The sequence below is a fragment of the Lysobacter sp. CA196 genome, from assembly GCF_052078695.1.
GTDB lineage: Bacteria > Pseudomonadota > Gammaproteobacteria > Xanthomonadales > Xanthomonadaceae > Lysobacter.
Genome location: NZ_JBQJIN010000033.1, coordinates 15,920 through 41,258 on the forward strand (window position 1 = coordinate 15,920; position 25,339 = coordinate 41,258).

The 25,339-nt window shown below is 64.1% G+C and carries 17 protein-coding genes; 10 read left to right on the plus strand and 7 right to left on the minus strand.

Translation table 11 applies throughout. The annotated features are described in order from the left end of the window. Window positions 1-21: 21 nt before the first annotated feature. Window positions 22-675: a hypothetical protein gene (locus tag ACTOWK_RS20695; RefSeq protein WP_441331974.1), complete on the minus strand. Its 654-nt coding sequence runs from the start codon at window positions 673-675 to the stop codon at window positions 22-24. 557 nt (window positions 676-1,232) lie between these two features. Between ACTOWK_RS20695 and galE the strand changes: the two genes are divergently transcribed. From galE to ACTOWK_RS20715, 4 genes are all read left to right on the plus strand, one after another. Further along, on the plus strand, window positions 1,233-2,297 hold the full coding sequence (gene galE, locus ACTOWK_RS20700) for a UDP-glucose 4-epimerase GalE (RefSeq protein WP_441332005.1): 1,065 nt from the start codon (window positions 1,233-1,235) through the stop codon (window positions 2,295-2,297). A gap of 101 nt (window positions 2,298-2,398) precedes the next feature. After that, complete coding sequence (locus ACTOWK_RS20705) at window positions 2,399-3,790, plus strand: GlcNAc-transferase family protein (RefSeq protein WP_441331975.1); 1,392 nt, start codon at window positions 2,399-2,401, stop codon at window positions 3,788-3,790. A 105-nt stretch (window positions 3,791-3,895) separates the two neighbouring features. After that, window positions 3,896-4,495 (plus strand): TetR/AcrR family transcriptional regulator, encoded by a 600-nt coding sequence (locus ACTOWK_RS20710; RefSeq protein ID WP_441331976.1) that lies wholly within the window; start codon window positions 3,896-3,898, stop codon window positions 4,493-4,495. 58 nt (window positions 4,496-4,553) lie between these two features. Next, window positions 4,554-5,393 (plus strand): N-acyl homoserine lactonase family protein, encoded by an 840-nt coding sequence (locus ACTOWK_RS20715; protein ID WP_441331977.1) that lies wholly within the window; start codon window positions 4,554-4,556, stop codon window positions 5,391-5,393. Between the two features lie 100 nt (window positions 5,394-5,493). On the opposite strand, the gene cpaB is transcribed toward ACTOWK_RS20715, so the two are convergent. The 5 genes from cpaB to ACTOWK_RS20740 form a co-directional block, all read right to left on the minus strand. After that, window positions 5,494-6,300 carry a metalloprotease secretion chaperone CpaB gene (cpaB, locus tag ACTOWK_RS20720; RefSeq protein WP_441331978.1) on the minus strand — a complete coding sequence of 269 codons (807 nt, stop codon included), beginning with the start codon at window positions 6,298-6,300 and terminating at the stop codon, window positions 5,494-5,496. Then, entirely contained in the window at window positions 6,266-8,053 is a 1,788-nt protein-coding gene (cpaA, locus tag ACTOWK_RS20725; protein ID WP_441331979.1) for a metalloendopeptidase CpaA, read from the minus strand. Before cpaA (ACTOWK_RS20725) ends, cpaB begins: the two co-directional genes overlap by 35 nt. A gap of 266 nt (window positions 8,054-8,319) precedes the next feature. Continuing rightward, on the minus strand, window positions 8,320-10,107 hold the full coding sequence (gene cpaA / locus ACTOWK_RS20730) for a metalloendopeptidase CpaA (protein WP_441331980.1): 1,788 nt from the start codon (window positions 10,105-10,107) through the stop codon (window positions 8,320-8,322). A 141-nt stretch (window positions 10,108-10,248) separates the two neighbouring features. Continuing rightward, entirely contained in the window at window positions 10,249-13,467 is a 3,219-nt protein-coding gene (locus tag ACTOWK_RS20735; RefSeq protein ID WP_441331981.1) for a TonB-dependent receptor, read from the minus strand. A 326-nt stretch (window positions 13,468-13,793) separates the two neighbouring features. Further along, the gene (locus ACTOWK_RS20740; RefSeq protein WP_441331982.1) at window positions 13,794-14,258 is read right to left on the minus strand and encodes a hypothetical protein; all 465 of its coding nucleotides are present in this window, start codon (window positions 14,256-14,258) and stop codon (window positions 13,794-13,796) included. 900 nt (window positions 14,259-15,158) lie between these two features. Between ACTOWK_RS20740 and rfbB the strand changes: the two genes are divergently transcribed. The 5 genes from rfbB to ACTOWK_RS20765 all read left to right on the plus strand — a co-directional run bounded on the left by rfbB (window position 15,159) and on the right by ACTOWK_RS20765 (window position 20,896). After that, window positions 15,159-16,211 carry a dTDP-glucose 4,6-dehydratase gene (gene rfbB / locus ACTOWK_RS20745; RefSeq protein WP_441331983.1) on the plus strand — a complete coding sequence of 351 codons (1,053 nt, stop codon included), beginning with the start codon at window positions 15,159-15,161 and terminating at the stop codon, window positions 16,209-16,211. Between the two features lie 24 nt (window positions 16,212-16,235). Continuing rightward, window positions 16,236-17,120 carry a glucose-1-phosphate thymidylyltransferase RfbA gene (gene rfbA / locus ACTOWK_RS20750; RefSeq protein ID WP_441331984.1) on the plus strand — a complete coding sequence of 295 codons (885 nt, stop codon included), beginning with the start codon at window positions 16,236-16,238 and terminating at the stop codon, window positions 17,118-17,120. Between the two features lie 11 nt (window positions 17,121-17,131). Continuing rightward, window positions 17,132-17,689 carry a dTDP-4-dehydrorhamnose 3,5-epimerase gene (rfbC, locus tag ACTOWK_RS20755; protein WP_441331985.1) on the plus strand — a complete coding sequence of 186 codons (558 nt, stop codon included), beginning with the start codon at window positions 17,132-17,134 and terminating at the stop codon, window positions 17,687-17,689. Continuing rightward, window positions 17,686-18,582 carry a dTDP-4-dehydrorhamnose reductase gene (gene rfbD / locus ACTOWK_RS20760; protein WP_441331986.1) on the plus strand — a complete coding sequence of 299 codons (897 nt, stop codon included), beginning with the start codon at window positions 17,686-17,688 and terminating at the stop codon, window positions 18,580-18,582. Before rfbC ends, rfbD begins: the two co-directional genes overlap by 4 nt. Before the next feature lie 289 nt (window positions 18,583-18,871). Continuing rightward, window positions 18,872-20,896: an alpha/beta hydrolase family protein gene (locus tag ACTOWK_RS20765; RefSeq protein WP_441331987.1), complete on the plus strand. Its 2,025-nt coding sequence runs from the start codon at window positions 18,872-18,874 to the stop codon at window positions 20,894-20,896. Window positions 20,897-21,001: 105 nt separating this feature from the next. Here ACTOWK_RS20765 and ACTOWK_RS20770 read toward each other — a convergent pair whose 3' ends face one another. Beyond that, a complete protein-coding gene (locus ACTOWK_RS20770) occupies window positions 21,002-22,777 on the minus strand; it encodes a peptide MFS transporter (RefSeq protein ID WP_441331988.1) in 1,776 nt (591 codons plus the stop codon). 538 nt (window positions 22,778-23,315) lie between these two features. Here ACTOWK_RS20770 and ACTOWK_RS20775 point away from each other — a divergent pair. After that, complete coding sequence (locus tag ACTOWK_RS20775; RefSeq protein WP_441331989.1) at window positions 23,316-25,256, plus strand: OPT family oligopeptide transporter; 1,941 nt, start codon at window positions 23,316-23,318, stop codon at window positions 25,254-25,256. Window positions 25,257-25,339 lie beyond the last annotated feature (83 nt).

A 25,339-nucleotide genomic window follows, 5' to 3' on the forward strand; every position in this document is an offset into this window, starting at 1 on the left:
GCGCGGCGTCGCTGCCGGGGCTTAGCGCGACTTGCCGGGGGCGGTCATGGAGTTGGCGCCAGGGTCGGTCGAGAACACGAACCGGCTTTCGTACTCGCCCTCGCTCAGCTTCTTGGTGGTTTCCATGAAGCTGTAGGTCGGCGCACCGGTGTCCTTGGCGAAGCGTTCGGACCATGCGGTGTAGTCGTCGGCGGATTTCGTACGGATCGAGCCGATGCACAAGCTCAGGCCGCAGGAGAAATCCCGCAGCACTTCCTTGTTGCTGAGGCCCCGCGCGACGGCGGCCTTGTAGTGCGCCGCCAGATCCTGGGCCTCGAGGCTGTTCGCGGCGCCTTGATCGAAAGCGCGGGCCGCTTGTTGAAATTGCTTGTCGGACTGAAGCAGCGCGACGGCTCTTTCGGTGGCCAGCCCACCCTCGGCCAACAGCTTGCTTTCGGCAGGTAGGTAGGCCGAAGGCGGCGCAGCCGATGGCGATGGGCTTGCGACCGCGCTGTTCGCGCCGCCGGTGTTATCGGTCAAGACCGGCGCGCTGGTCGCCTGGGTCGGGCCGTTCGAGTCGGGCGCGACCTGCGCTGCCGGGACTTGAGTGGAGGGGGCTGGGGACTGGCCTTCCTTGTCGGAGCAGCCGACCAGGAAAGTTGCCGCCAAGACGACGAATGCCGGATGAAGTTTCACGGTCGACCTCTGGATGAGTGCCGGACTCCGAAGGGAGCCCGGCGGGATGCTTCACGTCAGGGTGTCGAACACCCCAGTGAAGTTACGGCTCACTCCGGCGGGTAGGTGGGTTCGATGGTCATCGATACCCGGCCACCGCAACAATCGGTGACGCGAAAGCCAGTGGAAGTCGTGGTCACGCTGCAGGTGTTCGTGCAGGTGTACTTACGTCCATTGAGGATTACCGAATCCCCCGCGATTGCGGCCGTTGCGGCCGCGGCAATAAGTCCGCCTACTAACATAGGACCGACGATCATCTTCGACTTCACTGTGCGCTCCTTGATACTGGTTTGATGGGCTGGCTTCTTGCCAGCCGCGGAACACTAGCAAGGGGCGATTTGGAGCGTCAATTCAAATATGCGTTTCTGCTTATGCGGATGGAAACGAAACTTCGCTTCTGAATTTCCGCCTTAAACGAAAGAAGAATTTGGTTGAACTGCGTTTGCTTCGCACACATGATAGGCGCGGGCGCTACGTGCCCATCGGCGCGGGCGTCAACAGGGAATTCGTTCTTGCTCATGAAGAGCTGCATACTCGTGACCGGCGGCGCCGGGTACATCGGAAGCCACGTAGTTCTCCAGCTCGTGGAAAGAGGCGAGCGAGTCGTCGTTCTGGACGACCTGAGCACCGGCTTCGCCGAGTCCGTCATCGGGGCCGAACTGGTGGTCGGCGATGTCGGCGATACGGGCAGCGTCCTGCGCCTGTTGCGCGAGCGCCAGGTCGATACCGTTCTCCATCTGGCCGCCCGGACCGTCGTGTCGGAATCGGTCAGCGACCCTTTGCGCTATTACGCCGACAATACCTGCGCCACGCGCAGCCTGTTGTGGTGTTGCGCGCAAGCCGGGGTGGCGAATTTCGTGTTCTCTTCTTCCGCGGCGGTGTATGGAGTGCCGGCCTCCGGCGTCGCCGACGAACAGGCGCCGACGGTACCGCTCAACCCCTATGGCGCATCGAAGTTGATGGGCGAATGGATGCTGCGCGACCTTGCGGCCGCCAGTGGACTGCGGTTTGCGGTGCTGCGTTATTTCAATGTCGCCGGAAGCGATGTGCGGGGGCGTATCGGCCCCGCCACCCGCAATGCCACGTTGCTGACTAAAGTCGCCTGTGAAGTCGCCGCCGGAAAGCGTCGGCACTTGGCGATCTACGGGACCGATTTCGCTACGCCCGACGGCACCGGTGTGAGGGACTACGTTCACGTCGACGATCTCGCACGTGCGCATTTCGATGCGCTGACATATCTGAGGGCCGGGGGCGAGTCGGTCGTGCTGAATTGCGGCTACGGGCGCGGCTATTCGGTTCGCGAGGTGGTGCGCGCCGTCGAGCGAGCCAATGGCGGCCCGATCCCGGTGGTCGACGCGCTGCGGCGGGCAGGGGATGTGCCGCTGCTGATCGCGGATGCGACGAAGATCCGTCGGGTGCTCGGCTGGGTTCCGAGGTACGACGATATCGATACGATCATCGGCAGTGCGCTCGCCTGGGAGCTTCGCCTCGACGCCAGGGCCGGGGCGCTCGCTATCGGGCCGCGTTCTGAAGGGGAAGCGGTGCCGCGGACCGACGCCATGCGCGTTCCGGCCGTGGCCTAGGCGATAACGCGGCATCGGACGACCAGCAACAGCCGATCCGGGTGGCAGGGCGCCTGTCCGGTGCCTGCCTCTCGGTGGGCCGCCGATTCGAATATGCAGAGATGACGATGGAAATCCAAAGAAAAATATTCGTGCAAGTGCCGAGCTATCGCGACAGGCAGCTCATTCCCACCTTGACCGATCTCGTGGCGAATGCGTCGAACCCGGGCGAGCTCAGGGTCGTGGTCTGCTGGCAGCACGACACCGACGAAGCCCTGGGCGACTTCGTCGATGCCGGATTTTTGCATTCCGGCAGCACCCGCAGGAATGGGCATGCCGTGCATGTGCTGGGCAAGGACGGCGCCATTGTCGAAGTGATCGATATTCACTTCCTCGACACCAAGGGTTGCGGTTGGGCGCGCAATGCCATCCAGGGGCACTACGACGGCGAAAGGTATAACTTGCAGATCGATGCGCATCACCGGTTCATCGAGAACTGGGATGCGGCCATGATCGACATGCTCGAATCCTTGCGCGGCAAATACCGGAAACCCTTGCTGACCGGCTATCCCCCTTCGTTCAACCCGGCGCTGTTCCCGCAAGACCGCCAGAATCATGTCGGGCAGATGCTGGTCCGGAAGTTCACCACGGTGGGGGTCGTGAGCTATCGGGCGGCCAGGATGCCTGGCTGGGAAGAGCGCACCGAGCCGATGAGGGCTCGCTTCATGAGCGGCGGGTTCGTGTTTTCCGACGGGGCGTTCGTCGAGGAAGTCATGAACGATGCGGATCATTTCTTCTCGACCGAGGAAATCGTCATGGCCGTCAGGGCTTTCAGCCACGGCTACGATTTCTTCCATCCGCATCGCGTCCTGCTCTGGCATCAGTACAACTCGGAAGCCAGGAAGGTGTGGGAGGACCACACCGACGAGCGAAAGTCGAGCGGTGAAATTGAAGGCAGCGCGATGGATCGATCGATCCTGGCGTTGCAACGCTCTCTGCTGCTGCTCGGTGTTTCATCGGAGCATGAGGCGGTCGATTTTGGACGATACGGCCTCGGACAAGATCGCTCGATCCGACAGTTCGAACGCTACGCGGGCCTGAGTTTCCGGCACCGGGGCATCCGGCGGGAGGCGTCGACGCCGACCGAACCCGACGAGTCTCATTACGACCTGCCCGACAGCGAATGGGAAGACGGACTGATATGCAAGCGAGCGTTTCAGGTGCGCATCGGCAGCGACCGGGCGCTTCGCAGTTCTTCCGGCCTGGACTCGGTGGTCGTGTTCGCCTATGCGGCGGACGGGACGGAACTCGTCAGGCGCAGTTTGTCGGCGGACGATTTGAAGGTTCTGCTTGAAGAGGATGCTTTCGAGTACGTCGATCAGTTCGACGCTTGTCCTTCAAGACTCCCCGCTCAATACGATATCCAGGCCACGAGCCAGTCGCCTGAACTCAGTGGCGCCTTCTCGATAGCGGTGGGTGAGCTGAGCAACGACTTCGTGTCTGCCTATCCCTGAGCGCGGGCCGGTAACGGAACCGCGCCGGGAGGGGCGTTCGAAGCTTGCCGCGCGTGGGCGCGCTCCTGGGATTGACATAGACAGACCTGTCTGTATGCTGCGCCTATGGCCTCGAGCGCACCGACATCGGCTCCCCCGCGCGAACGCATCCTGGCGATCGCCTCGCAGCTGTTCTATACGCACGGCATCCGTGCGGTGGGGATCGACACGATCATCGATCAGTCCGGCGTCGCCAAGGCCAGTTTCTACAAACACTTCCCGTCCAAGAACGATCTGGTCGCCGAAGTCCTGACCCAGCTCGGCGTCGCCTGGCGGCAATGGTTAGCCGATGCGGTCGATCGTTTGTCCGACGACCCGAATATCCGCCACTTGGCGGTGTTCGATGCGCTGGGCGAGCGCTTGAACAGCAGCGGTTTTCGCGGCTGCATCTTCATCAATTCTATCGTCGAGTTGGCCGATCGCGACCACGCCGGGCATGCGGTCGCCAACGATCACAAGCAGCAGGTCACCGCCTATCTCGAACGCCTGTTGGTCGAGGCGCAAGTGCGCCCGGCCGCGGATCTGGCAGATCAACTGATGATGCTGGTCGACGGTGCGATCGTCACGGCGTTGCGCACCGGTTCCGCGGCGGCGGCCGCATCCGCGAAAGAGATCGCCGACCTGCTCATACGACAACGGCTGGCCAAACGGCGCCAACGCGGCTGACGCGCCAACACCCGTTTCGCCGCATACCCCAACTCGTCTCCGCATTCGGATCAACGTCATGAGATCGTTGTTGAAGCACTTCGTGTTGCCGGTCGTATTGTCCGGCTTGTTCTCGCAGGCCCCGGCGGCCGAGCCGGGCATCAGGCTTTACGCCATGGATTGCGGCCGCGCCCAGTTCGAGGATCTCGCGCCGTTCGCCGACACCGGCGAGTACGACGGCCACCCCGGCACCTTGATGACGCCGTGCTTCCTGATCCGTCACCCGAAAGGCGATCTGCTGTGGGAAGCGGGTTTGGGCGACCGCTATGCCGAGCCTGCGGGCGGTACCCAGCTGCCCCTCTACCGCGCCATCGCCGATACGACCGTCGCCTCCCAGCTCGGACGGCTGGGGCTGAGTTTCGGCGACGTCGACTACTTCGCTTTCTCGCACGGCCACGGCGACCATCTCGGCAATGCGAATGCATTGAAGAAGGCGACCTGGATCGTGAACCGCAAAGAGCTGGAGTGGATCCAGTCCGTTCCGGCACCGCCGCGCACCAACCTCAAGTTGATCGAAACCCAGGCACAGGCGACCACGATGCTCATAGACGGCGACCATGACGTGTTCGGCGACGGCAGCGTGCGCTTGCTGAAGGCGCCGGGCCACACGCCGGGGCACCAGGTATTGCTGCTCCGCTTGCCGCGGTCAGGGCAGGTCCTGCTGTCGGGCGACCTGTATCACTCGCACGAGAACCGCACCGAGAAGCGCATGCCGGTGTTCAACGTCAGCCGCAGCGAGACCCTGGCGTCGATGGACCGGATCGAGCGGATCGTGAAGAACCAGCGCGCCCGCGTGGTGATCCAGCATTCGATGGAAGACTTCAAGGCATTGCCTATGTTTCCGGCTTACCTGGACTAGCTGCGGCGCGATCGGCGCGGTTCGCGCGCATTGCAAAGAGCAAAGGCAGGAAGCGCGCTTCCTGCCTTTGTTTTGAGTCTTGCCGCAGGGTAGGGCGGACTCAGCGCTTGCCCTTCGAATCGACGTAGTCCTTGCCGTCGGCCGGCAGATGGAAATCCGTGCCTTGATCGACGATCCAGCCCAGGCCGTTCTTGGCTTCAAGGTTGAAGGTGCCCATCGGCGTCTCGAACACGCCGAGCGCGTACTCGTCGATCATGGTCTGGCTGATGGAAAAGCTGCTTTGGGTCGAATTGAAGTCCTCGAAGCGGCCCGACCAACGGATGATGTCGCCGTTGACCTCGACGTTGTCGATGACGCCATGTGCGGTCAGGCCGATGTTCGGCAGATAGACCTCGATGTCGTCGCCGACGCTCTTGGATTCGATGGCATAGGGGTCGTAGGCGATGAACTGGCGGCCATCGGAGATCTGTTTGGCTGACGGGCGAAGGCTGCCTGCGATCACTTTGTCCGGATCGGCCAGTTGCAGGATGGCCTTCTTGCTGAGTGCGGCCTGCAATTGCGTCCTGTCCAGGGAGAAGGTACTGCGCCTGGAAACGAGTCGTTGGATATCGTCATCGCGATGCGAGGCGGACGCGCCGCTCTGTTCGGATGCAGCGCCTGACGGGGCATAACTCGCATCCTGCAGGCTGCCGTTCGCGCTCGACGGGTCCATCCGAAAGTGCAGCAGCAAACCGACCGTCGCCGCACCGGTCAGGACGAGCCCCATGATCAGGGCCTGGTTTCGTTGAACGCGCATGGTTGCCCTCGCGATTGACTGGCGGATCTGTCCGGCAGGCCTCGTCGGCCTGCCGGAGAGGTAATGAACGGAACGGTCAGTAGAATTCCGAAACGAACTTGGAACGCTCATTCATGGCGCGCACCGCATCGATTTCATTCTCGATACCCATCGCGACAGCGTGGTCGGGTGTGTAGATGCGCGGGTTCGAGTAATACGGAATCACGTTGTCGTTCATGATTTCCTTGGTCATGTGATAGCCCTTGGCATACGGCGTGGCGCCGTTGTTCTCGTTCGCATGGGCGACGCCCATGTTGTGGGCCAGCTCATGGCGCAGGATCGTGGTGCCGCATTCCAGGGCGCCGATGCCGACCATGGCTTCACGGTTCCCAGCCGGGAGGGTGCCGAGGCCGCACGAAGCCGCGGTGGCGTTGTAGTAGTCCTCGTAGTAGAAGGCGTCCGCGGAAAGTTGTTGGCGGGTCGCCAGAACCGTCTGGTCCGTTTGTGCGGCGTTGAGAGCGTCCGCCAAGCTGGTTTCCGCCAGTTGGTGTTTAAGGTAGCCGACCGACTTGACGTAGAAGTTGACCTTGGAGTTCTCCAGCGCCTCGTTGGTCAGTCGCAGACCTTCGAGCAGACGCATCTTTTCTCCCGACTCGCCGACCCGGGCCACGGCCCGGTCGGTGTAGGCCATCAGCATGGTGATGATGCGCGTGTCCTGCGTCCAACGCCCGGCGCCGTCGCGGACGAATCGCACGATGTCGCCGGTGCTGATCGGCAGCGTGCCGAAGGCGGTGCTTTGCCCGGTGACTTCGAAGCCGAACGTCGCGTCGCTCTTGACGATCACTTCATCGCCCGGTTGCGCATTGACCGGCAGCAAGAGCTTCTTCGACCAGTTGCCATTGAGCGCGTTGAAACGCACGCTCGGAGTGCGCATGTCCGGCAATTGGTCGCTGCCCAGGCTATTGGGCGTATGTACGACATTCGGGCTCGATTGCAGCGCCCAGTGGTTCTTTTCCTTGATGAAAACGAAGTCGTAGCGCGCACCCGGAAACAGCTTCAAGGTGCCGGTCGTACCCAGATTCTGGTTGCTGATGGTGGTCGACCAGGTGGCATCGGAGGTGACGCCGATGCGGTCGCGATCGCCAGCAGTTGCCGGCAGGATGAGGTTCGGCGACCAGTTGCCGTTGGCGAACGTGACCTGGGTGTTGGGCACGACCGGAACAGGCATTTGTGCGCCGATGCTGCCGGCGTTCAAGCTCGTGACCGGCGTCTTGACGCTGAACCAGCGCTGGAACTTGGTCTGGTAGACGAATACGTATTGGTCGCCTGCGCGCAGGTTGAACGTGCTCGCGAACTGCAGGTTCTGCGGGTTGATCTTGCTGTCCCAGGTGGCGGTGGAGTTTACCGCCAGCATGCTGTTGTCCGGTGCGCTGGCGGGCAGGGTGACGGTCTGTGCCCAATCGCCGTCGGCGATATCGAAGCGCGTGTACTTGCCGACAGCGGGCGAGGGCATGCTGCCGCTGCCGCCGTTGGAGTTGGGGGTGTAGTTCGGCGCGGTTACGATCCAGCGTTGCTTGGCGGCCTGATAGACGAAGGTGACCTGGTCGTTCTTGTAGATCGTCATCGAGTCGAGCGGGTAATCGGTATTGCCGGCGACCAGGTTGCTGGTCTTGGTGGTGCTCGAATGAATGGTGACGGTGGATTGATCGGCGGCGCTGTTCGACAGCGTCAGCGTGGATGCCCAATCGTCCTTCGAGATATAGAAATCGATGGAGGGATAGTCGCCCGGGATGTCCCCGCCGCCGACGGCGCTGGGGCTGAGGTCGGTGGCGGCGGCGTTGATGGCGAACAGCGTCGCGAGCAAGCCGATACACAATCTCTTCATTTCATGATTCTCCACTGCGGGAATTCCAGGGCCTGAGCTGGCGTTGAGCCGTGCTGCGTGTGTTCCTGGTTCTGGTGCATCCGACGTCCCTGCCGTGCATGTGTCCGTTCTTTCGACGACCGCTGCGTGCGAGTTCCGGGCGCATTGGGTATGCGACTGGACCCTTGCCCGGCAAGCGATTGCATCCAATGGGGCATGCGGACGTTTCGCAGCCAAGCCAGATCCTCCCGCCTGGCGGTGAACCGCCAGGCGGATCGTGCCGGCCATCAGTAGTACTGCGAGACCGCCAGCGAACGTTCGTTCAAGGCGCGTGCCGAGTCGGTCACGTTGGCGATGCCCATCGGCAGCCCCATCGCGACGTTGTCATCGGAGGTGCACAGGTTCGGGTTCGAGTAGTACGCGATGGCGTTGCCGCCCATGATGTCCTCGATCAGGCTGTAGCCCTTGGCGTAGGGCGCCGAGCCTCCGGTCGAATCGTCGCCGTGGTTGAGTCCCATGTTGTGGCCGAACTCATGGCGCATCACGGTGATGCCGCAGTTCAAGGATCCCGAGCCCAGCATGTATTCCTTGGGCGCGTTTACCCCGGCCAGACCGCAGCCCTCTTCGGTGCCCTCGTAATAGACCGCGTCCGCCGCCAGTTGGGTGCGGGTCGACGCCACTACCGAGTCTTTGAGCACGACATTGAGGATGTCGCCCAGGGTCTCGGCCTGGAACTGACGCTTGAGCAGACCGACTGTCTTGACGTAGAAGTTGACCTTGGAGTTTTCCAGCGCATCGTTGGTCAGCCGCAAGCCTTCCAGCAAGCGCATCTGCGCCGCGATCTCGCCGAGCTGCGCAGCGGCTTCTTCGCTATAGATCAGCAGCATGGTGATGATGCGGGTATCGAGGGCCCACGCCCCGGCAGCATTGCGGACGAAGCGCAGGGTCTCGCCTTTGCGCACCGGCACGGTGCCGAAGGTGGTGTTCTGGCCGCTGACGTTGAAGTCCCAGCTGGCGTCGCTCTTGACCACCAGGCGGTCGCCGGGCGAGGCGGTTACGGGCAGGCGCAGCGACGCCGTCCAATTACCGTCCGATGCGGTGTAACGCGCCGTCGGCGACTTCATGTCGGGCAGTTGCGAGCCGCCGAGGCTATTGGCGGTATAGGCCGTTTCCGGACTCGACTGCAGCACCCAGCGGTTCTTCTCCTTGATGAAGATGAAGTCGTAGCGCGCACCCGTATACAGCTTCAACGAACCGGCGGCTTCCAGATTCTGATTCGAGATGTTCGCCGTCCAGGTCGCATCGGAGCTCAGACTGATGCGGTCGCGATCGCCCGCGGTGGCGGGCAGACTGATCTCCGGCAGCCAGTTGCCGTTGCTGAAGCTGACCTTCGTGTACGGAACCACCGGTGCGGCCATTTGCGCTCCGACGGCGGCGGCGTTCAAGGCCTGCTCCGGGGTCTTGACGCTGACCCAGCGTTGCAGGCTGGCGCGATAGACGAACGCGTACCGGTCGCCTGTTCGTAGATTGAAGGTGCCGGCGAACATCACGTTCTGGGCGCTGATGCGAGAGGTCCAGGTGGCGGTCGACGCGATCGCGACGACGCTCCCGTCGGGAGCGCTTGCCGGCAGAGTGACCGTTTGCGCCCAGTCGCGGTCGGCGAGGTCGAAGCGGAGCAGTTTGCCGGTGGTATAGGCGGGAATGTCGCCGCTGCCGCCGTTGCTGTTCGGGCTGAGGCTGGGGGCGTTCATGCTCCACTGTTGCTTGGAGGCTTGGTAGACGAAGGACACTTCGTCGCCGGTATTCAAGGTCAACGAACTCAAGGGGTAGTCGGTATTGCCGGCGATCAGGTTGCTCTTCATCGAGGCGGTGGTGTGGATGGCGACGATCGATTGATCGGCCGCGTCGTTGGACAGGGTCAGCGTCGGCGCCCAGTCGCGATTCTTCATGTAGAAGTCGATCGCGGCGTAGTTGCCGGGGATATCGCCGCCGCCGATCGTATTCGGGCTGAGGTCGGTCGCGGCCGCGTTCATACAGAGCAGCATCGCCAACAGGCCGATGGATTGCTTTTTCATCGCATCATTCTCCGTTGCTGTGGGATTGTCCGTCCGGTCATCGCGTCCGAAGGGATGGTTCATGCTTGCCGCGTCGCGTAGGCCACATGAAATGCCGCGAGCCACCGGCATTGCCGGCAGCCCGCAGCGGTTCGGTTCAAATCACCATTCGTAGCGTGCCGACAACTGAACGTAGCGAGGCGTCTGGAACGTGGTCGTCTGGCCCCAGTTCGGATTCGGCCCCCACAGTTCGAAGTATTCGCCGGGCGCTGCGGACGGACCGGGAATGTTCGGATCGTCCTCGACGTTGATGCGGCGATCGTAGGCTTCGTTCTGCTTCAGCGCCTTATGGCGGTTGAACAGATTGAACACGTCCATCTGCAAAGTAAGTTTCTTGTCCGCCCAGTTCGGGGTGTAGGCGACCTGGAAGTCGAAGTTCCACCACCACGGGGTACGCCCCATTTCGCCGCGCTGGCTCAGTCGTACGCCGTAGTTGGTGTACTGATGGACATTGCCCGAGGTATCGGTCCAACTGTCCTGGAATGGCCTGTCGTGGCACCAGTTGGTATTGGGCCCGGTCCAGCCGCCATCCTGGGAGGCGATAACGTCTTCGGCCGAGTAGTAGGCAGGGATCTCGCCATTGTGCTTGTCCTGATCCCAGGTCGGTAGACGGCCGCGACAGCTGCGGGGCAGGCCCGACTGTACGGTCAGGTTGCCGCCGAAGCGCCACTCTTCGGTCAGGTTATAGCTGCCGAAGACCTTCAACGTATGCTTGCGATCGTTGGCGAGATCGCCGTAGGAGCCCTCTTGCAGCGTGCGGTTGTTGAAGTCGATGCTGTGGGCGATTGCGCCGTCGACTTCGGTCGAGTTGGCGTAGCCTTCGACATTGCCGTAGCTATGAGCCCAGGTGTAGGAGCCGCGCAGCGACCAGGTCGGCGTCTTCTTCTCGGCCGTCAGCTCGATTGCGTTGTATTTGCGCTTGTAGCTGGGAAGATTGAAATAGCGCGCGGGCAGGGTGACGTTGGTCAACGGGCCGTTGATGTCTCCGTCCAGGTGCATGCCGATGGTGGCGTCCTGATTCGGATTGATGAAGATGCAACTGGACTGCAGGCGGCGGAAGTCGTTTCGCGTCAACGCCGAGCCGTTCTCCTCCGCCCAAGCGACGTACGGCGTGTAGGTGCAATAGTTATCGAAGCCGTTGTTTACGTTGCGCCGGATGCCGCGAGCGCCGAAGGTCCAGTCGTCGAACATGCTCCATTGCGCGCCGAGAATGAACTCGTCCTGGCTCATCGGCTCCAGGCCGGTGCTGGCGATGGTGCGCGGGTCGGGCGGGCGGGGGCCGTTGTGGCTGTGAAATTCGTTGGCGACCACGCCATTGGTGTTGACGGTCAGCGGCTGGGATAGATTCGACGGCGCCGACGTGGCCGGGTCCATGCCTTGGAAGGTGTGATAGCTCAGAACATAGTCGTAGTAGTTCGACAGGGTGATCGCGAGCATGTTGGGTACCGGGATGAAGTAGCGCCCCGCGGTTCCGTAGATCTTGAAACTCGAGTCGCCGTTGACATCCCAGGTGAAACCGAGGCGCGGCGACCATTGGTTGTCGATCTTGATGAACGTCTTGCCCAGCATGTTCTTGTTGTCGAAGGTTTCCCGACGCAGTCCGCCGTACAGGAGCAGGTTGTCCGTCGCCTGCCAGTTGTCCTCCAGGTAGACCGCGGTATTGATCGCCGAGAACACGCCGCTGCCGGTGAACAGCCTGCGCAGGCGCACGTATTCGGCGCCGGGAGTGAAGCCGGAAACGCCGAGGATCTTGCCGTTCGGGTCGGCGTTGAAGTAGCGGAAGTACTCGTTGTCGCCGCTCTGCTTCTCGCTCAGGGTGTTGGAACGGTTCTTTTCGTAATCGACGCCGAAGCGGATCGTGTGAGCGTCGGTGCGCCACTCGCCGTCGATGCGGTAGCCGTCGCGGATGTCCTTTTGCTTGATCGTGGTGTCGACGTATTGCAGTCGGTCGATGTTCCAGCAGCCCATGTGTCTGGCTATACCCTGGACGGCGCCGCGGGAGTCGTACACGGCGGGACAGTCGACGCCGCGGGGCAACTGCTTGTCGTAGTCGCGAACCGATTCCATGCGCCCGCCTTGCGCCGACAGTATGAAGTCGTCGCCGAAGCGGCCGGTGTACTTCAGTAGTCCGAGGTGACCGCCGCCGCCGGTGTCTCGCGCCTGAAAGAAGTCCAGGGCGTCGCCGTTGCCGTAGGGCCGGTCCGGATAGCCGTCCTCATTGGCATCGACACCGCGGTACTCCCGCGTGGAGACGTCCCTCGGCGCGTAGACGCCGGTGAACTCCAGGCTGTGGTCGTCGGTGATGTTCCAGTCCAGCTTGATCACGCCTTGCGGACTGCTGTTGCGCGTCTTGAATGCGCTCCGGTAGTAGTAGTCTTGGCTCTCGTCGTAGCGGCCTTGAAGCAGGGCGAAGAAGAACAGCTTGTCGCGGACGATCGGTCCGCCCTGATAAAGGTTGAACTTCGCACTGTCGAAGGCGTTGTCCGGGCTGGTGTAGCGGAACCAGGGGATGGTTTCCTGGTTGCCGTCGCCGGCCGCGGCCAAGTGCGGATCGCGCTGGCGAACGTTGGGGCTGCGTTCGCGCAGCCAATTCGGCTCCCAGTACACGCTGGCGCCGCCTTTCCACTCGTTGGTGCCGCGCTTGGTCACCACGCTGAGCACGCCGCCGAGCGAGCGGCCGAACTCGGCGCCGTAGCCGCCGGTCTTGACCTGCACTTCGCTCACTGCCTCGAAGGGCATGTCGAAGTACGACAACATGTCGCGCATGTTGGTGATGTCGAAGCCGTTGATGTAGTAGCCGTTCTCGGCCACCGAGGAGCCGCCGATCGAGACCAGGTTGCCGTAGCCGGCATCGCCCTTGACCACGCTCGGCGCCAGCAACGCGACCGAGCTCAGTTCGCGCGCGACCGGCAGCCTCAGCAGTTCCTTGGCGCTGATGACCGTGGTCGATTCGACCGACGAGACGTCGATCGGATTGAGCTTCGAGCCGTGGACTACGACCTCGGCGAGATCGGTCGCCTGGCCGGGACTTGTCGTCGATTTGGCGGTGAAGCTTACGTTGACGCCGGTGCCTACCGGCACATGCACGTCGCGCTTGTCGGCGCCGGCGGTGACGCGATAGTCGCCGGGCGGCAGCTGATTGAAGGTGAAACGGCCGTCGCCGCCGGCCTTGGCCGTGCGTTTGGCGCCGGTGCCCATGTTCTCGATGCTGATGGCGGCATCGGGAGCGGCGCGGCCGAAGATCGAGCCGATCGCGCTCTGGGCCATGACGGCGCCGGAGAACAGGCTGGCGCTAAGGGCAAGACTGAGTACGGAGCGCATCAGTCGCGTATGGGATGTTCTTGCAGGCATCGGGTTTCTCTCTTGTTCGTATGGAATCCGTCGCGGCGGTTCCGGGCGGCGGTGGAGCGCACTGGCCGCGCGCCCGCGCGAAGTGCGATGGATGAGGCGTCGTGGAGCTCAGGTCGCGCGGTCGGTCATGGCTGCCCCTTTCACCTGGTGGAAGACTCGCGACGCGTACTGCTTGAGCGAGTCCATCGAACACTTGCTCTTGCGCTCGGGTGGCCGGCGAGGTGTGCGCGGCGCCGAGGCGGGTCGAACAAGGACTGCACCGCGGACCGCCGTGGGGGAGGGCGGTCGTCCGGCGCCTAGCGTTTTCGCGTGCCGGCGGTTTCGGTTTCGTAGAACGTCGGGAGCAGGCAGCGCCGTGTCGGGCGGATTCGCCGCTGGTTGTGCGGGAAATGCGCTGCGTGCTGCGGCGAGATGCTCGCCGCCGCGATGCGCCTCGCTCGGCCGTCGCTAGACGCGGCCGCATCGCTATAGCGCAAGCGGGTGTGGCGGGTGTCGAAGCGCGGGCTATCGATTGGCATCCGGAGAGAGAAGCGATGCCAATCGAGCCCGCGAAAACAGGAGTGGGTTTGGCTGGAAGTCTGGGGGGCGTGGCCGCCACCGGGGCGGGCGGAGACCGTGCTGGTCGGGCGCGCGATGGGTGCGGCCAGCGCGGCGGTCAGTGCCTCAGCCCTGACAGAGCGAACCGCGATCGGGTCGCAACCCGGTGGCTGCGCAAAGCGCAGGCATCGCGGTGTTTCGGTGTGGTCCAGGAAAGCCTGCATCCCCATGCCCCTCGTGATGCGACCTAGTCCGCGCGGCGATCTCCCTGATCTCGAATCGTTCATCGCTGATGTCGATGCAGCGATGCGACTGCGTGTACGAACATTCGTGTCGTTGAGGTGGAATGTAGCTAAATTTCTTCGAAATTTATTAGAATATTTTGATATATGTTTTGATTAACACTTACGAGTTCTGTAATGGTAATCAGGTCTTATTTTGGTCGTGATGATGAATTATCTATATGAATAATAAGGAATTTATTTTTTTCGGTGGAATTTCGTCCGGGTATTGGTTTCTCTTGTAATTAAAGATAGTCAGTGGATATGTTTCATATTTGTCAGTGGATAAAAAATTCCATGTAGGAAAAGAACATGGATTGGAGGCTGCCCTTGTAGGCATGCCCCGACTTGGGTGATGTCCGGCCCGGGCGGAGCGGGCATTGGGCCTCGGGCGATGGGTGAGAAGGATGGCCTCCGGCACCGGTAGCCGATCGATCGATCGATTGCAGGGCGGAGGCGGTATCTGCCTGCCTGCTTTGGTGCGGTAAGGGCAGTGGCCGGCAAGCGATTCGGCGATGCCATGGAACTGCGGGTCCTGCAGCCGCCCGCGCGCCAGGCACTGTGATTCGCCTTCGATCACAGACGGACCTTGCCGGTGTTGGCGATCCGAGGCCTGGCCAGTCGTTCAGCGGGCCTGTCGGACGTGGTGGGAAGCTGTCAGCTGTCTTAAGCGCCGATCGCGTCGATTGCTGGCCTAAACCGGATAGGCATTACAATCGCGCTCTTGTCGAGCCGGCCGCGTACGCTCGTCGAACGGTGCGCCGAGGCCGCTGTTGCGATGTTGCGGGGCACAAGCGGCCTCTGCCGGTTCGATCTCAGTCGATCAATAAAGGAGTGTCCTGAGTGCCTACTTGGCTTGTGACCGGCGGCGCCGGATTCATTGGCGGTAACTTCGTTCTCGATGCGGTTCGCAAAGGGGTCAAGATCGTCAATCTCGACGTGCTGACCTATGCGGGCAATCTGGACACCCTCAGCAGTCTGGACGGCAACCCGAACCACGTGTTCGTCCAGGGCGACATCGGCGATGCCGCACTGCTCAAGCATCTGCTCGCCGAGCACCGTCCGGAAGCGGTGATCAATTTCGCCGCCGAAAGCCATGTGGACCGCTCGATCGAAGGCCCGGCGGCGTTCGTGCAGACCAATGTCGTCGGCACGCTGAGCCTGCTCGAACAGGTGCGCGACTATTGGAAGCAGCTCGATGCGCCGGCGCGCGACGCGTTTCGTTTCCTGCACGTGTCGACCGACGAGGTCTACGGCAGCCTCGGCGAGACCGGCAAGTTCACCGAGACCACCCCATACGCGCCGAACTCGCCGTACTCGGCCTCCAAGGCCGCTTCCGACCACCTGGTGCGAGCGTTCCATCACACCTACGGTCTGCCGGTGCTGACCACGAACTGCTCGAACAACTACGGGCCGTTCCAGTTCCCCGAGAAGCTCATCCCGCTGATCATCGCCAAGGCGCTGGCCGGCGAGCCGCTGCCGGTCTACGGCGACGGCCTCAACGTCCGCGACTGGCTGTTCGTCGGCGATCACTGCTCGGCGATTTCGCGTGTGCTGGAAGCAGGGCGCATCGGCGAGACCTACAACGTCGGCGGCGATGCCGAGCGCGCGAACATCGTCGTGGTCAAGACGATCTGCGCACTACTCGACGAGCGTCGTCCGCTCGCCGACGGCCGCGCCCGCGAATCCTTGATCGCCTATGTCGCGGACCGTCCGGGTCACGATCGCCGCTACGCGATCGACGCCGACAAGCTCAAGGGCGAGCTCGGCTGGGCGCCCACGGTCACCTTCGAAGAAGGCATCGCCCGTACGGTCGACTGGTATCTGGACAACCAGGCCTGGGTGCAGCGTGTGCTCGACGGCAGCTATCGACTCGAACGCATCGGCCAGGCCTGAGCGGCCGCTCAAGAGGAAGCACGCATGAACCGTAAGGGCATCATCCTCGCCGGCGGCTCCGGCACGCGGTTGTATCCGATCACTCAGGGCATCAGCAAGCAGCTGTTGCCGGTGTACGACAAGCCGATGATCTACTACCCGCTCAGCGTGCTGATGCTGGCGGGGATTCGCGAAGTGCTGATCATCAACACGCCGCACGAGCAGGCTCTGTTCAAGACCCTGCTCGGCGACGGTTCGCGATGGGGCATGCGTATCGAGTATGCGCAACAGCCGAGTCCGGACGGACTGGCGCAGGCCTATCTGATCGGTCGCGACTTCGTCGACGGTCAGCCGAGCTGCCTGGTGCTCGGCGACAACATCTTCCACGGTCCGGGCCTGACCTCGATTCTCAAGCGCGCCGATCAGCGCCAGGAAGGCGCGACCGTGTTCGGTTATTGGGTCAGCGACCCGGAACGTTACGGCGTCGCCGAATTCAATGGCGAAGGCAAGGTGATCGGCCTGGAAGAAAAGCCGCTCAAGCCGCGCTCGCACTATGCGGTGACGGGTCTGTATTTCTACGACGGCCGAGCCAGCGATCTCGCCGCGAGCCTGAAGCCTTCGGCGCGCGGCGAACTCGAGATCACCGATCTCAATCGGCTTTACCTCGAAGAAGGGGCCTTGCACCTGGAACAGCTGGGCCGAGGTTATGCCTGGCTCGACACGGGCACCCACCAGTCGCTGCTCGAAGCCTCCAATTTCATCGAAACCATCGAAGCCCGCCAGGGGCTGCGCATCTGCTGCCCTGAGGAAATCGCCTGGAACAACGGCTGGATCGACAACGATCAGCTGGCCGAGCTCGCTCGTCCCCTGGCGAAGAACGGCTATGGTCAATATCTGCTCGGTCTGGCCGAGCGCGGCTTCGTGCCGTAAAGGAATCGCTCTTGAAGATTATCGAAACCGATCTGCCCGGCTGCGTCGTCATCGAACCGCAAGTGTTCGGCGATGCCCGCGGGTTTTTCTACGAGTCGTTCAACCAGGACAAGCTCGCGGAGGCCGGTCTCAACCCGCGCTTCGTCCAGGGCAACGTGTCGTCGTCCGCACGCGGTGTGCTGCGCGGTCTGCATTACCAATGGCCGAACCCGCAAGGCAAGTACGTCTCGGTGATCGAAGGCGAGGTCTGGGACGTGGCGGTGGACATCCGTCGCGGCTCGCCGCATTTCGGGCGCTGGACCGCAGTCGTGCTGAACGCCGAAAACAAGCGCCATTTCTGGATTCCGGAAGGGTTCGCGCACGGCTTCGCCGTGCTCAGCGAACGCGCGGTGTTCAGTTATCTGTGCACCAACACCTACGACGCCAAGGCCGATGCCGGCGTGCGTTGGGACGACCCGGACTTGGCGATCGATTGGCCGGTCAGCGACCCCTCCCTGTCTGCCAAGGACGCCGTTGCGCCCTTGCTGAAGGACGTCGCCGAAGACCGCCTGCCGGTCTATACGCCATGAGGCTGTTGTTGCTCGGCGGCGACGGTCAGGTCGGCCATGAGCTGCGCCGCAGTCTCGCCCCGCTCGGCGAGGTGATCGTCACGACGCGCAGCGGCCGGCTCGCCGCCGACGGCAGCGCCTGCGAAACGCTCGACCTGGCCCAGGCCGATGCGATCGAGCCCTTGCTGCGTCGTGTGCGCCCCGACCGGGTCGTCAACGCCACCGCCTACACCGCGGTGGACCGCGCCGAAAGCGAGCGCGAGCTGGCGTTCGCGATCAATGCGCAGGCGCCGGCGCGGCTGGCCGAGCTCTGCGCGGCCGACGGCATCGGCCTGATCCATTACTCGACCGACTACGTCTTCGACGGTAACGGCACGCGTCCTTATCTCGAGAGCGACCCGACCGGTCCGCTCAGCGTCTACGGTGAGAGCAAGCTGGCCGGCGAAGAAGCGATCCGCGCCAGCGGCGCCACGCATCTGATCCTGCGCACGGCCTGGGTCTATGCGACCCACGGGCACAACTTCCTGCGCACCATGCTGCGCCTCGGCGCCGAGCGCGACGAACTGCGCGTGGTCGCCGACCAGCACGGTTCGCCGACCCCGGCCTGGTTGCTCGCCGATGCTGCGGCCGCGGTGTTGCGCCAGGGCATCGTCGAGTCCGGCGTGCGCCACATCGTGGCCGGCGGACAGACCAGCTGGCACGGTTTCGCCGAGGCGATCTTCGAGCAAGCCCAAGCCCGCGGCCTGATCGAACGCCGCCCGCAGGTGCTGCCGATCACCACCGCCGACTACCCGACGCCGGCGCGGCGGCCGAACTATTCGGTGCTCGACACCCGGCGTCTGCAGGCCGAGTACGGCCTGTCGATTCCGCACTGGCGCGACGCGCTCAAGACCACGCTCGACGCCACCGCCTGAGCCCGCACATCCGCGGTATCGCCCGCCTCCATGGGCCGCGCAGCACACTACGGCGACCCAATTGTGTGAGCGTCGTCGGCCTTCTATGATCGGCGCGTCGCGGACGCGACGGGTCGTCGCAGCGCCGCGGGGATGGGCGAGGGCGAACCGGCAGGCCGGCCGAAGCCGGCTTTGAAGACGTAGGGAGTGCGCAGCTTGCGAGCGTTCCTCCATGACGGCAGTCCGCGCCGACCGGCGGCGGATGTTGTCGGTTCTTGACGGAACCATTCATGGACTACAGGGGATCGCAATGAAGCATTGGACAAGCGCGCTGTTGCTGGCGGGGCTGGCGGCTGCGCCGATCGCGGGCGCCGCGGAAAATGTGGTGAGCGCAAACGCCGCGGCGCAGGCGGTGGACGTCGAGGCCTTCGTCAAACCGGACACTTTCACCGACGTCAAGCTGTCGCCGACCGGCGAGTTCTATGCCGCCTCGGTGCCGATGGAAGACGAGACCGCGCTGGTGATCTTCAGCCGCGCCGACATGAAACGCACCGGCGTATTCCGGGTCGGCAAGAACAATCACGTCGACGATTTCTGGTGGGTCAGCCCGACCCGCGTGCTGATCGGCATGGCCCAGAAGCTCGGCTCGCGCGACGAACCGATCTCGACCGGCGAGCTGTTCGCGATCAACGCCAACGGCACCGGCGCCGATGTGCTGATCGGCTACCGCGTGCAAAGCCGCGGCGCCGGCACGCGCATCCAGCCGAAGAAAGTCGAGGACGTCGCCGGCTTCCTGGTCGACGATCTGCCGGCCGACGACAAGAGCGTGGTGATTTCGGTGCAGCAGTTCAGCGCCGATGCCTATACCCGCGCCGAACGGCTGGACACGATCACCGGCCAGCGCAGCCGGCTCGCGATCGCGCCGGTGCGCAACGCCCGCTACATGACCGACAACGCCGGCGTGGTCCGCTTCGCGCTCGGCTACGGCACCGACCTGCGGCGCAAGCTGTTCTACCGGGCCGACGAAAAGGGCGAATGGACCTTGCTCGGTTCGGATGCGCAAGACGAGGTCATGGACCGTCCCATCGGCTTCTCCGCCGACGACGCCGTGGCCTATTTCCAGAGCGAACAAACGCAGGGGCCGGATGCGATCGTCGCCTTCGACCTCGCCACCCGGACCCGCAAGGAGGTCTTGCGCGACAAGACCGCCGATCCGGATCGCATCATCTATCGCAACAACACCCGCATCCCGGTCGGCGTGTTCTTCGCCGACGGCAAGCCGCGCACGGTATTCTTCGACAACGCCTCGCCGGAAGCGCGCCAGTACCGCAGCCTGGAGGCGGCGTTCCCGGGCGATGCGGTGCGCATCACTTCGCAGAGCGCCGACGGCCAACTGGCTCTGGTGCAGGTCTGGAACGAACGCAGTCCCGGCGACCTGTTTTTGTTCGACAAGGCCAACAAGCACGCCGCGCACGTGCTGAGTCGCCGTTCCTGGTTCGACCCGGCCAAGCGTGCGCCGATGCGCGCGGTCGACCTGCGCGCGCGCGACGGCCTGCCCTTGTCGGGCCTGTTGACCACGCCGAAGGACAGCAGCGGCAAGTCCTTGCCGTTGGTGGTCATGCCGCACGGCGGCCCGTTCGGCATCCAGGACACCTGGCGTTTCGACGACGACGCGCAGTTGCTCGCCGACGCCGGCTACGCGGTGCTGCAGCTGAACTATCGCGGCTCCGGCGGTTACGGCCGCGCCTTCCTCGAGGCCGGCATGCGCGAGTGGGGCGGCAAGATGCAGGACGACGTCACCGACGCGACGCGTTGGGCGATCGAGCAGGGCATCGCCGATCCCTCGCGCATCTGCCTGTACGGCGCGAGTTACGGCGCCTACGCCTCGTTGATGGGCGTGGCCAAGGAGCCGGCTCTGTATCGCTGCGCCGCCGGCTACGTCGGCGTGTACGACTTGCCGATGATGCATACCACCGGCGACATCCAGCGCCGCGGTTCCGGCGAGGCCTATCTGCGCAGCTGGCTGGGCTCCCCGGAAGCACTCGACAAGGTGTCGCCGACGCGTTTGGCCCACCGCATCAAGGTGCCGGTGTTCCTGGCCGCCGGCGGCGAAGACCAGCGCGCGCCGATCGTGCACAGCGAAAAAATGGAGAAGGCGTTGCGCCAGGCCGGCGTGCCGGTCGAGACGCTGTACTACAAGACCGAAGGCCACGGCTTCTATCGCGAAGAACACCAACGCGAGTACTACACGCGGCTGCTGGCGTTCCTGTCGAAGTCGCTCGGCGGGCGCGTCGCCGCGGCGCCGAAGGCGGCGGTGCCTGCCGCGGCCAAGTAGGAGCGAGGAATGAGTGTAGAGGAGTGAGTAGTGAGTGGAGTGGCATGCGCAGACGCTCACTACTCACTACTCACTCCTCGCTTCTCGTTGCTCACCACGCCCGCCTCACTTCACCCCATTCATCCAGCGTCGCAGCAGCGGCGACAGCAACAGGAACAGCACGCCCGAGCCGATGCCCAGCCACATCAGCATCGAGAACAGTTCGGCGTAGTTGGCCGAGGCCGAGGCCATGTCGATCGTGCCGCCTTCGGGGATCTCGACCGAAGCGATCTTGGCGAACTGCGCGGCCAGCACTTCCGAGAACGCGGTGGCGAGCCAGAACGCGCCCATCATCAGCCCGACCACGCGCGCGACCGAGAGCTGGGTCACCGCCGACAGACCGATCGGCGACAGACACATCTCGCCGACTTCGAGGATGAAATACGCCGCGACCAGATACCACACGCTGGCCATTTGACCGCTGCCCGACACCTTGGCCGCGGCCATCAGCGGCAGGAACGAGAGGCCGGCGAAGACCAGGCCGAGCGCCATCGTCACCGGCTTGCTCGGGTGGCGTCCGCGCCGCGCCAGCCACGGCCACAGCCAGGAGAACAGCGGCGCCAGCACCACGATGAAGAAGGCGCCCAGATAAGTCAGCGAGCCGGCGGTCTGCGGCACCAGCACCACGTCGTGCGCGGTCGCCAGCGCCAGGCCGAGCGCGAGCAGCGCGACCAGGAGCTTGGCCAGTCCGTCGCGGCCGCGGTCGCTGGCGACCAGCGCGGCGACCATCAGCGGCGGGCTCAGCGCCATCGAGAACGCCGACCACGGCAAAGTCGGCGCATAGCCGCCGACGGCGAGGCCGAACATGTCCTTGGTCATCAGGCGGTCGTTGAAGGTCACCCAGGAGCCGTAGGTCTGCTCGTACAGGGTGAAGAAGATCAGCACCGCGAAGATCAGCACCACCAAGGCCAGCATCTGCTGGCGTTCGACCGCGCTGCACTGGCGGGCGATGAAGCCGAAGAACCAGATCAGGAACACCAGCAAGGTCGCCAGCATGATCGCCAGCGCGGCGGTGAAGCTGAGGCTGCCGAGGGTCACGGTAATCTTGGAGGCGACCTGGATCGTGCCCCACATCACCAGCACGCCGAGTGCGGTGCCGAGGTAGATCCACACTTCGCGCGAGAACATCCCGACCCGTTCGCGCAGGCGCGAGGGGTCGCTGGGTTCGGCATGACCGCGCAGATAGCGCTGGCCCCACAGGAACATCAACAAGCCGGCGACCATGCCGACGCCGGCGGCGCCGAAGCCGTATTTCCAGCCGTAGGTCTCGCCGAGAAAGGCGCAGATCAGCGCCGAAAACAGCGCGCCGACGTTGATGCCGGCATAGAACAGGGTGAAGCCGGAATCGCGGCGCGGGTCGTTCTGTTCGTAGAGTTTGCCGACGATGGTCGAGATGTTCGGCTTGAGAAAACCGACGCCGCTGATGATCAGGGCCAACGACAGATAGAACACCTGCAAGGCGGTTTCGTCGCGCACCGCCACGCCGTTCACCATCCTGGCGGCGTGGCCTTCGTAGGCCATGCCGAGGTGGCCGAGCACCAGCAATACGCCGCCGAGCACCACCGCCTTGCGCATGCCGAGGTAGCGATCGGCGAGCAGGCCGCCGATCACCGGCACCGCGTACACCAGGCCGCCGTAGGCGCCGATCAGGTCGTAGCCGGCGTCGTCGCTGAACAAGTGGTACTTCAGCAGATACAGCAACAGCAGCGCCTTCATTCCGTAGAACGAGAAGCGCTCCCACATTTCGGTGAAGAAGCAGACGTACAGGCCCTTGGGATGGCCGAGGAAGTCGTCGTTGCGCGGTGCGACCGGCGCCGGGTTCGAAATGCTGCTTGCGGACACGAGCGGATTCCCTACGGTCCAGGAGCGGGCCGGGAGGCGGGAGTATAGGACGGGGCGGCCCGCCGAGGCCCCGGGGCTGGGCATGTGAAGGGGGAGGCGGCGAGGGTAAGAGACTGGATACGGGCCGCTGCCCTCATCCGGCCCTGCGGGCCACCTTCTCCCGTGAACGGGAGAAGGGGTTTGCCCTCGCAACATGTGGAGGGCGGATACTGACGTTGCGATTCGTCGTCCGGCCGGAACTCTCCCTCTGTACTCCCTCTCCCGCTTGCGGGAGAGGGCTGGGGTGAGGGGCCCACGGTCCGCGACAGACCTCCGTCGTCCCGGCCCCGTACGAAGCTTTCCCCGCGGAACCCGGGAAAATCCCGCCGCCAGCGCGCCAGCCACCGCTTTTGCCCAATCCCGCTTTTTGCCGCACTGCACTTTTACAGCGGCCGGCGGCGGATGCGATCATCGGCGGATTGCGTGGCGCCCGGTCCTTGCCGGCCGGCTCCGCACATACGCTGCCGCACTTGAACGATCACCCGCGATGGAGACGCCGATGGCCTCGTCCGCTACGCCCCAATTGACCTTCCGAGCCGTCCTGCTATCCGTCTTCCTGGCGGTGATCCTGGCTGCAGCCAATGCCTACCTGGGCCTGTTCGCTGGCCTCACCATCGCCACCGCGATCCCGGCCGCGGTCATCTCGATGGGCGTGCTGCGCCTGCTCGGCGGCGGCACGATCCTGGAAAACAACATCGTCCAGACCGGCGCCTCGGCCGGTTCCTCGATCGCCGCGGGCGTGATCTTCACGATCCCCGCGCTGGTGATCCTGGGTTACTGGCAGGACTTCCGTTACTCCTGGGTGCTGGCGATCGCCGGCCTCGGCGGCCTGCTCGGCGTGCTGTTCTCGGTGCCGCTGCGCCGTTCGATGATCGTCGAAGACCCGCTGCCGTTCCCGGAAGGCAAGGCCGCGGCCGAAGTGCTCAAGGCCGGCGAGAACCCGGGCCCGGGCCTGAAGATCCTGGCCCTGGCCGGCGGCGTCGGCGCGCTGGTCAAGGTCGCCGCCGAAAGCGGCATGCGCCTGATCCCGGACAACGCCATCGTCTCCGGCTGGATGGGCAAGTACCTGGGCTTCATGGGCACCAACCTGTCGCCGGCGCTGCTCGGCGTGGGCTATATCGTCGGCCTCAACGTCGGCATCGTGGTGGTCTCCGGCAGCATCCTGTCGTGGCAGTTCGCGATTCCGATCTACCACATGTTCTTCCTGGGCTCCGACCCGGAACTGGCCGCGCGCATCGCCGACGGCAGCGCCGAGCAGATCGGCCGCGCCATCTGGTCGGCCAAGGTGCGCTACCTCGGCGTCGGCACCATGCTGATCGGCGGCGTGTGGACCTTGTTCTCGCTGCGCAAGTCGCTGCTCTCGGGCATCAAGAGCGGCCTGGCCGCGGCACGCAAGGGCAGCGGCGGCGTGGTCGCCGAGACCGACCGCGACCTGCCGATGAAGTGGATGCTGATCGCCCTGGTCGCGTTCGTGATGCCGCTGCTGCTGCTGTACCAGGCCATCGTCGGCAACTGGTTCGTCAGCGTGCCGATGACCATCATCATGATCGTCGCCGGATTTTTGTTCGTGTCGGTGTCGGCCTACCTGGCCGGCTTGATCGGCTCGTCCAACAACCCGGTCTCGGGCATCACCATCTCGACCATCCTGTTCGCCTCGGCGGTGCTGGTGCTCATGCTCGGCCGCGATTCGCCGATCGGCGCCGTCGCCGCAATCATGATCGGCGCGGTGGTGTGCTGCGCCGCGGCGGTCGGCGGCGACAACCTGCAGGACCTCAAGGCCGGCTACATCGTCGGCGCGACGCCGTGGAAGCAGCAGTTGATGCTCGGTATCGGTACGTTTTCGTGCGCGTTGATCATGGCGCCGGTACTGAACCTGCTCGCCGCCGCCTACGGTATCGGTGCGCCGACCGCGGAGCATCCCAACTCGCTGGCGGCGCCGCAGGCGACCTTGATGGCTTCGGTCGCCAAGGGCATGTTCGGCGGCGAACTGCCGTGGACGATGATCTTCATCGGCATGGGCATCGGCGCGGTCATCATCGCTTTCGACGAATGGCTGAAGTCGCGCAAGTTCAAGTTCCGCGTGCCGGTGCTCGCTGCCGCGATCGGCATCTACCTGCCGCTGGAGCTGATGGTGCCGATCTTCCTGGGCGGTCTGCTCTCGCACATCGTCGGCCGTCGCCGCGGTTTGACCGCGAACAGCGACGAAGCCGAGGTCGATCGCGTGCACCGTCCCGGCACCTTGTTCGCCGCCGGCCTGATCACCGGCGAAGCGCTGATGGGTATCGCGATCGCGTTCCCGATCGTGATCAGCAAGCGCGCCGACGTGCTGGCCTTGCCGGAGAGTTTCCATTTCGGCGCCGGCATCGGCCTGCTGGTGCTGGCGGTGGTGGTGTGGCTGTTCTATCGCAGCAGCCGCAACGCGCCGGTACCGCAAGCCTGATCCGCACCACGGCCCGGCGTCGCGCCGGGCCGTTCCACTCCATCCCCGCTCCCATCCCGTGCCGATCGATGCGCCTGCGCTCG

What these genes read in the sequence shown, in the direction of transcription:
- galE (WP_441332005.1), top strand. Translation starts at nt 1,233, where the DNA reads ATGAAGAGCTGCATACTCGTGACCGGCGGCGCCGGGTACATCGGAAGC.
- ACTOWK_RS20705 (WP_441331975.1), top strand. Translation starts at nt 2,399, where the DNA reads ATGACGATGGAAATCCAAAGAAAAATATTCGTGCAAGTGCCGAGCTAT.
- ACTOWK_RS20710 (WP_441331976.1), top strand. Translation starts at nt 3,896, where the DNA reads ATGGCCTCGAGCGCACCGACATCGGCTCCCCCGCGCGAACGCATCCTG.
- ACTOWK_RS20715 (WP_441331977.1), top strand. Translation starts at nt 4,554, where the DNA reads ATGAGATCGTTGTTGAAGCACTTCGTGTTGCCGGTCGTATTGTCCGGC.
- cpaB (WP_441331978.1), bottom strand. Translation starts at nt 6,300, where the DNA reads ATGAGCGTTCCAAGTTCGTTTCGGAATTCTACTGACCGTTCCGTTCAT.
- cpaA (WP_441331979.1), bottom strand. Translation starts at nt 8,053, where the DNA reads ATGAAGAGATTGTGTATCGGCTTGCTCGCGACGCTGTTCGCCATCAAC.
- cpaA (WP_441331980.1), bottom strand. Translation starts at nt 10,107, where the DNA reads ATGAAAAAGCAATCCATCGGCCTGTTGGCGATGCTGCTCTGTATGAAC.
- ACTOWK_RS20735 (WP_441331981.1), bottom strand. Translation starts at nt 13,467, where the DNA reads ATGCGCTCCGTACTCAGTCTTGCCCTTAGCGCCAGCCTGTTCTCCGGC.
- ACTOWK_RS20740 (WP_441331982.1), bottom strand. Translation starts at nt 14,258, where the DNA reads ATGCAGGCTTTCCTGGACCACACCGAAACACCGCGATGCCTGCGCTTT.
- rfbA (WP_441331984.1), top strand. Translation starts at nt 16,236, where the DNA reads ATGAACCGTAAGGGCATCATCCTCGCCGGCGGCTCCGGCACGCGGTTG.
- rfbD (WP_441331986.1), top strand. Translation starts at nt 17,686, where the DNA reads ATGAGGCTGTTGTTGCTCGGCGGCGACGGTCAGGTCGGCCATGAGCTG.
- ACTOWK_RS20765 (WP_441331987.1), top strand. Translation starts at nt 18,872, where the DNA reads ATGAAGCATTGGACAAGCGCGCTGTTGCTGGCGGGGCTGGCGGCTGCG.
- ACTOWK_RS20775 (WP_441331989.1), top strand. Translation starts at nt 23,316, where the DNA reads ATGGCCTCGTCCGCTACGCCCCAATTGACCTTCCGAGCCGTCCTGCTA.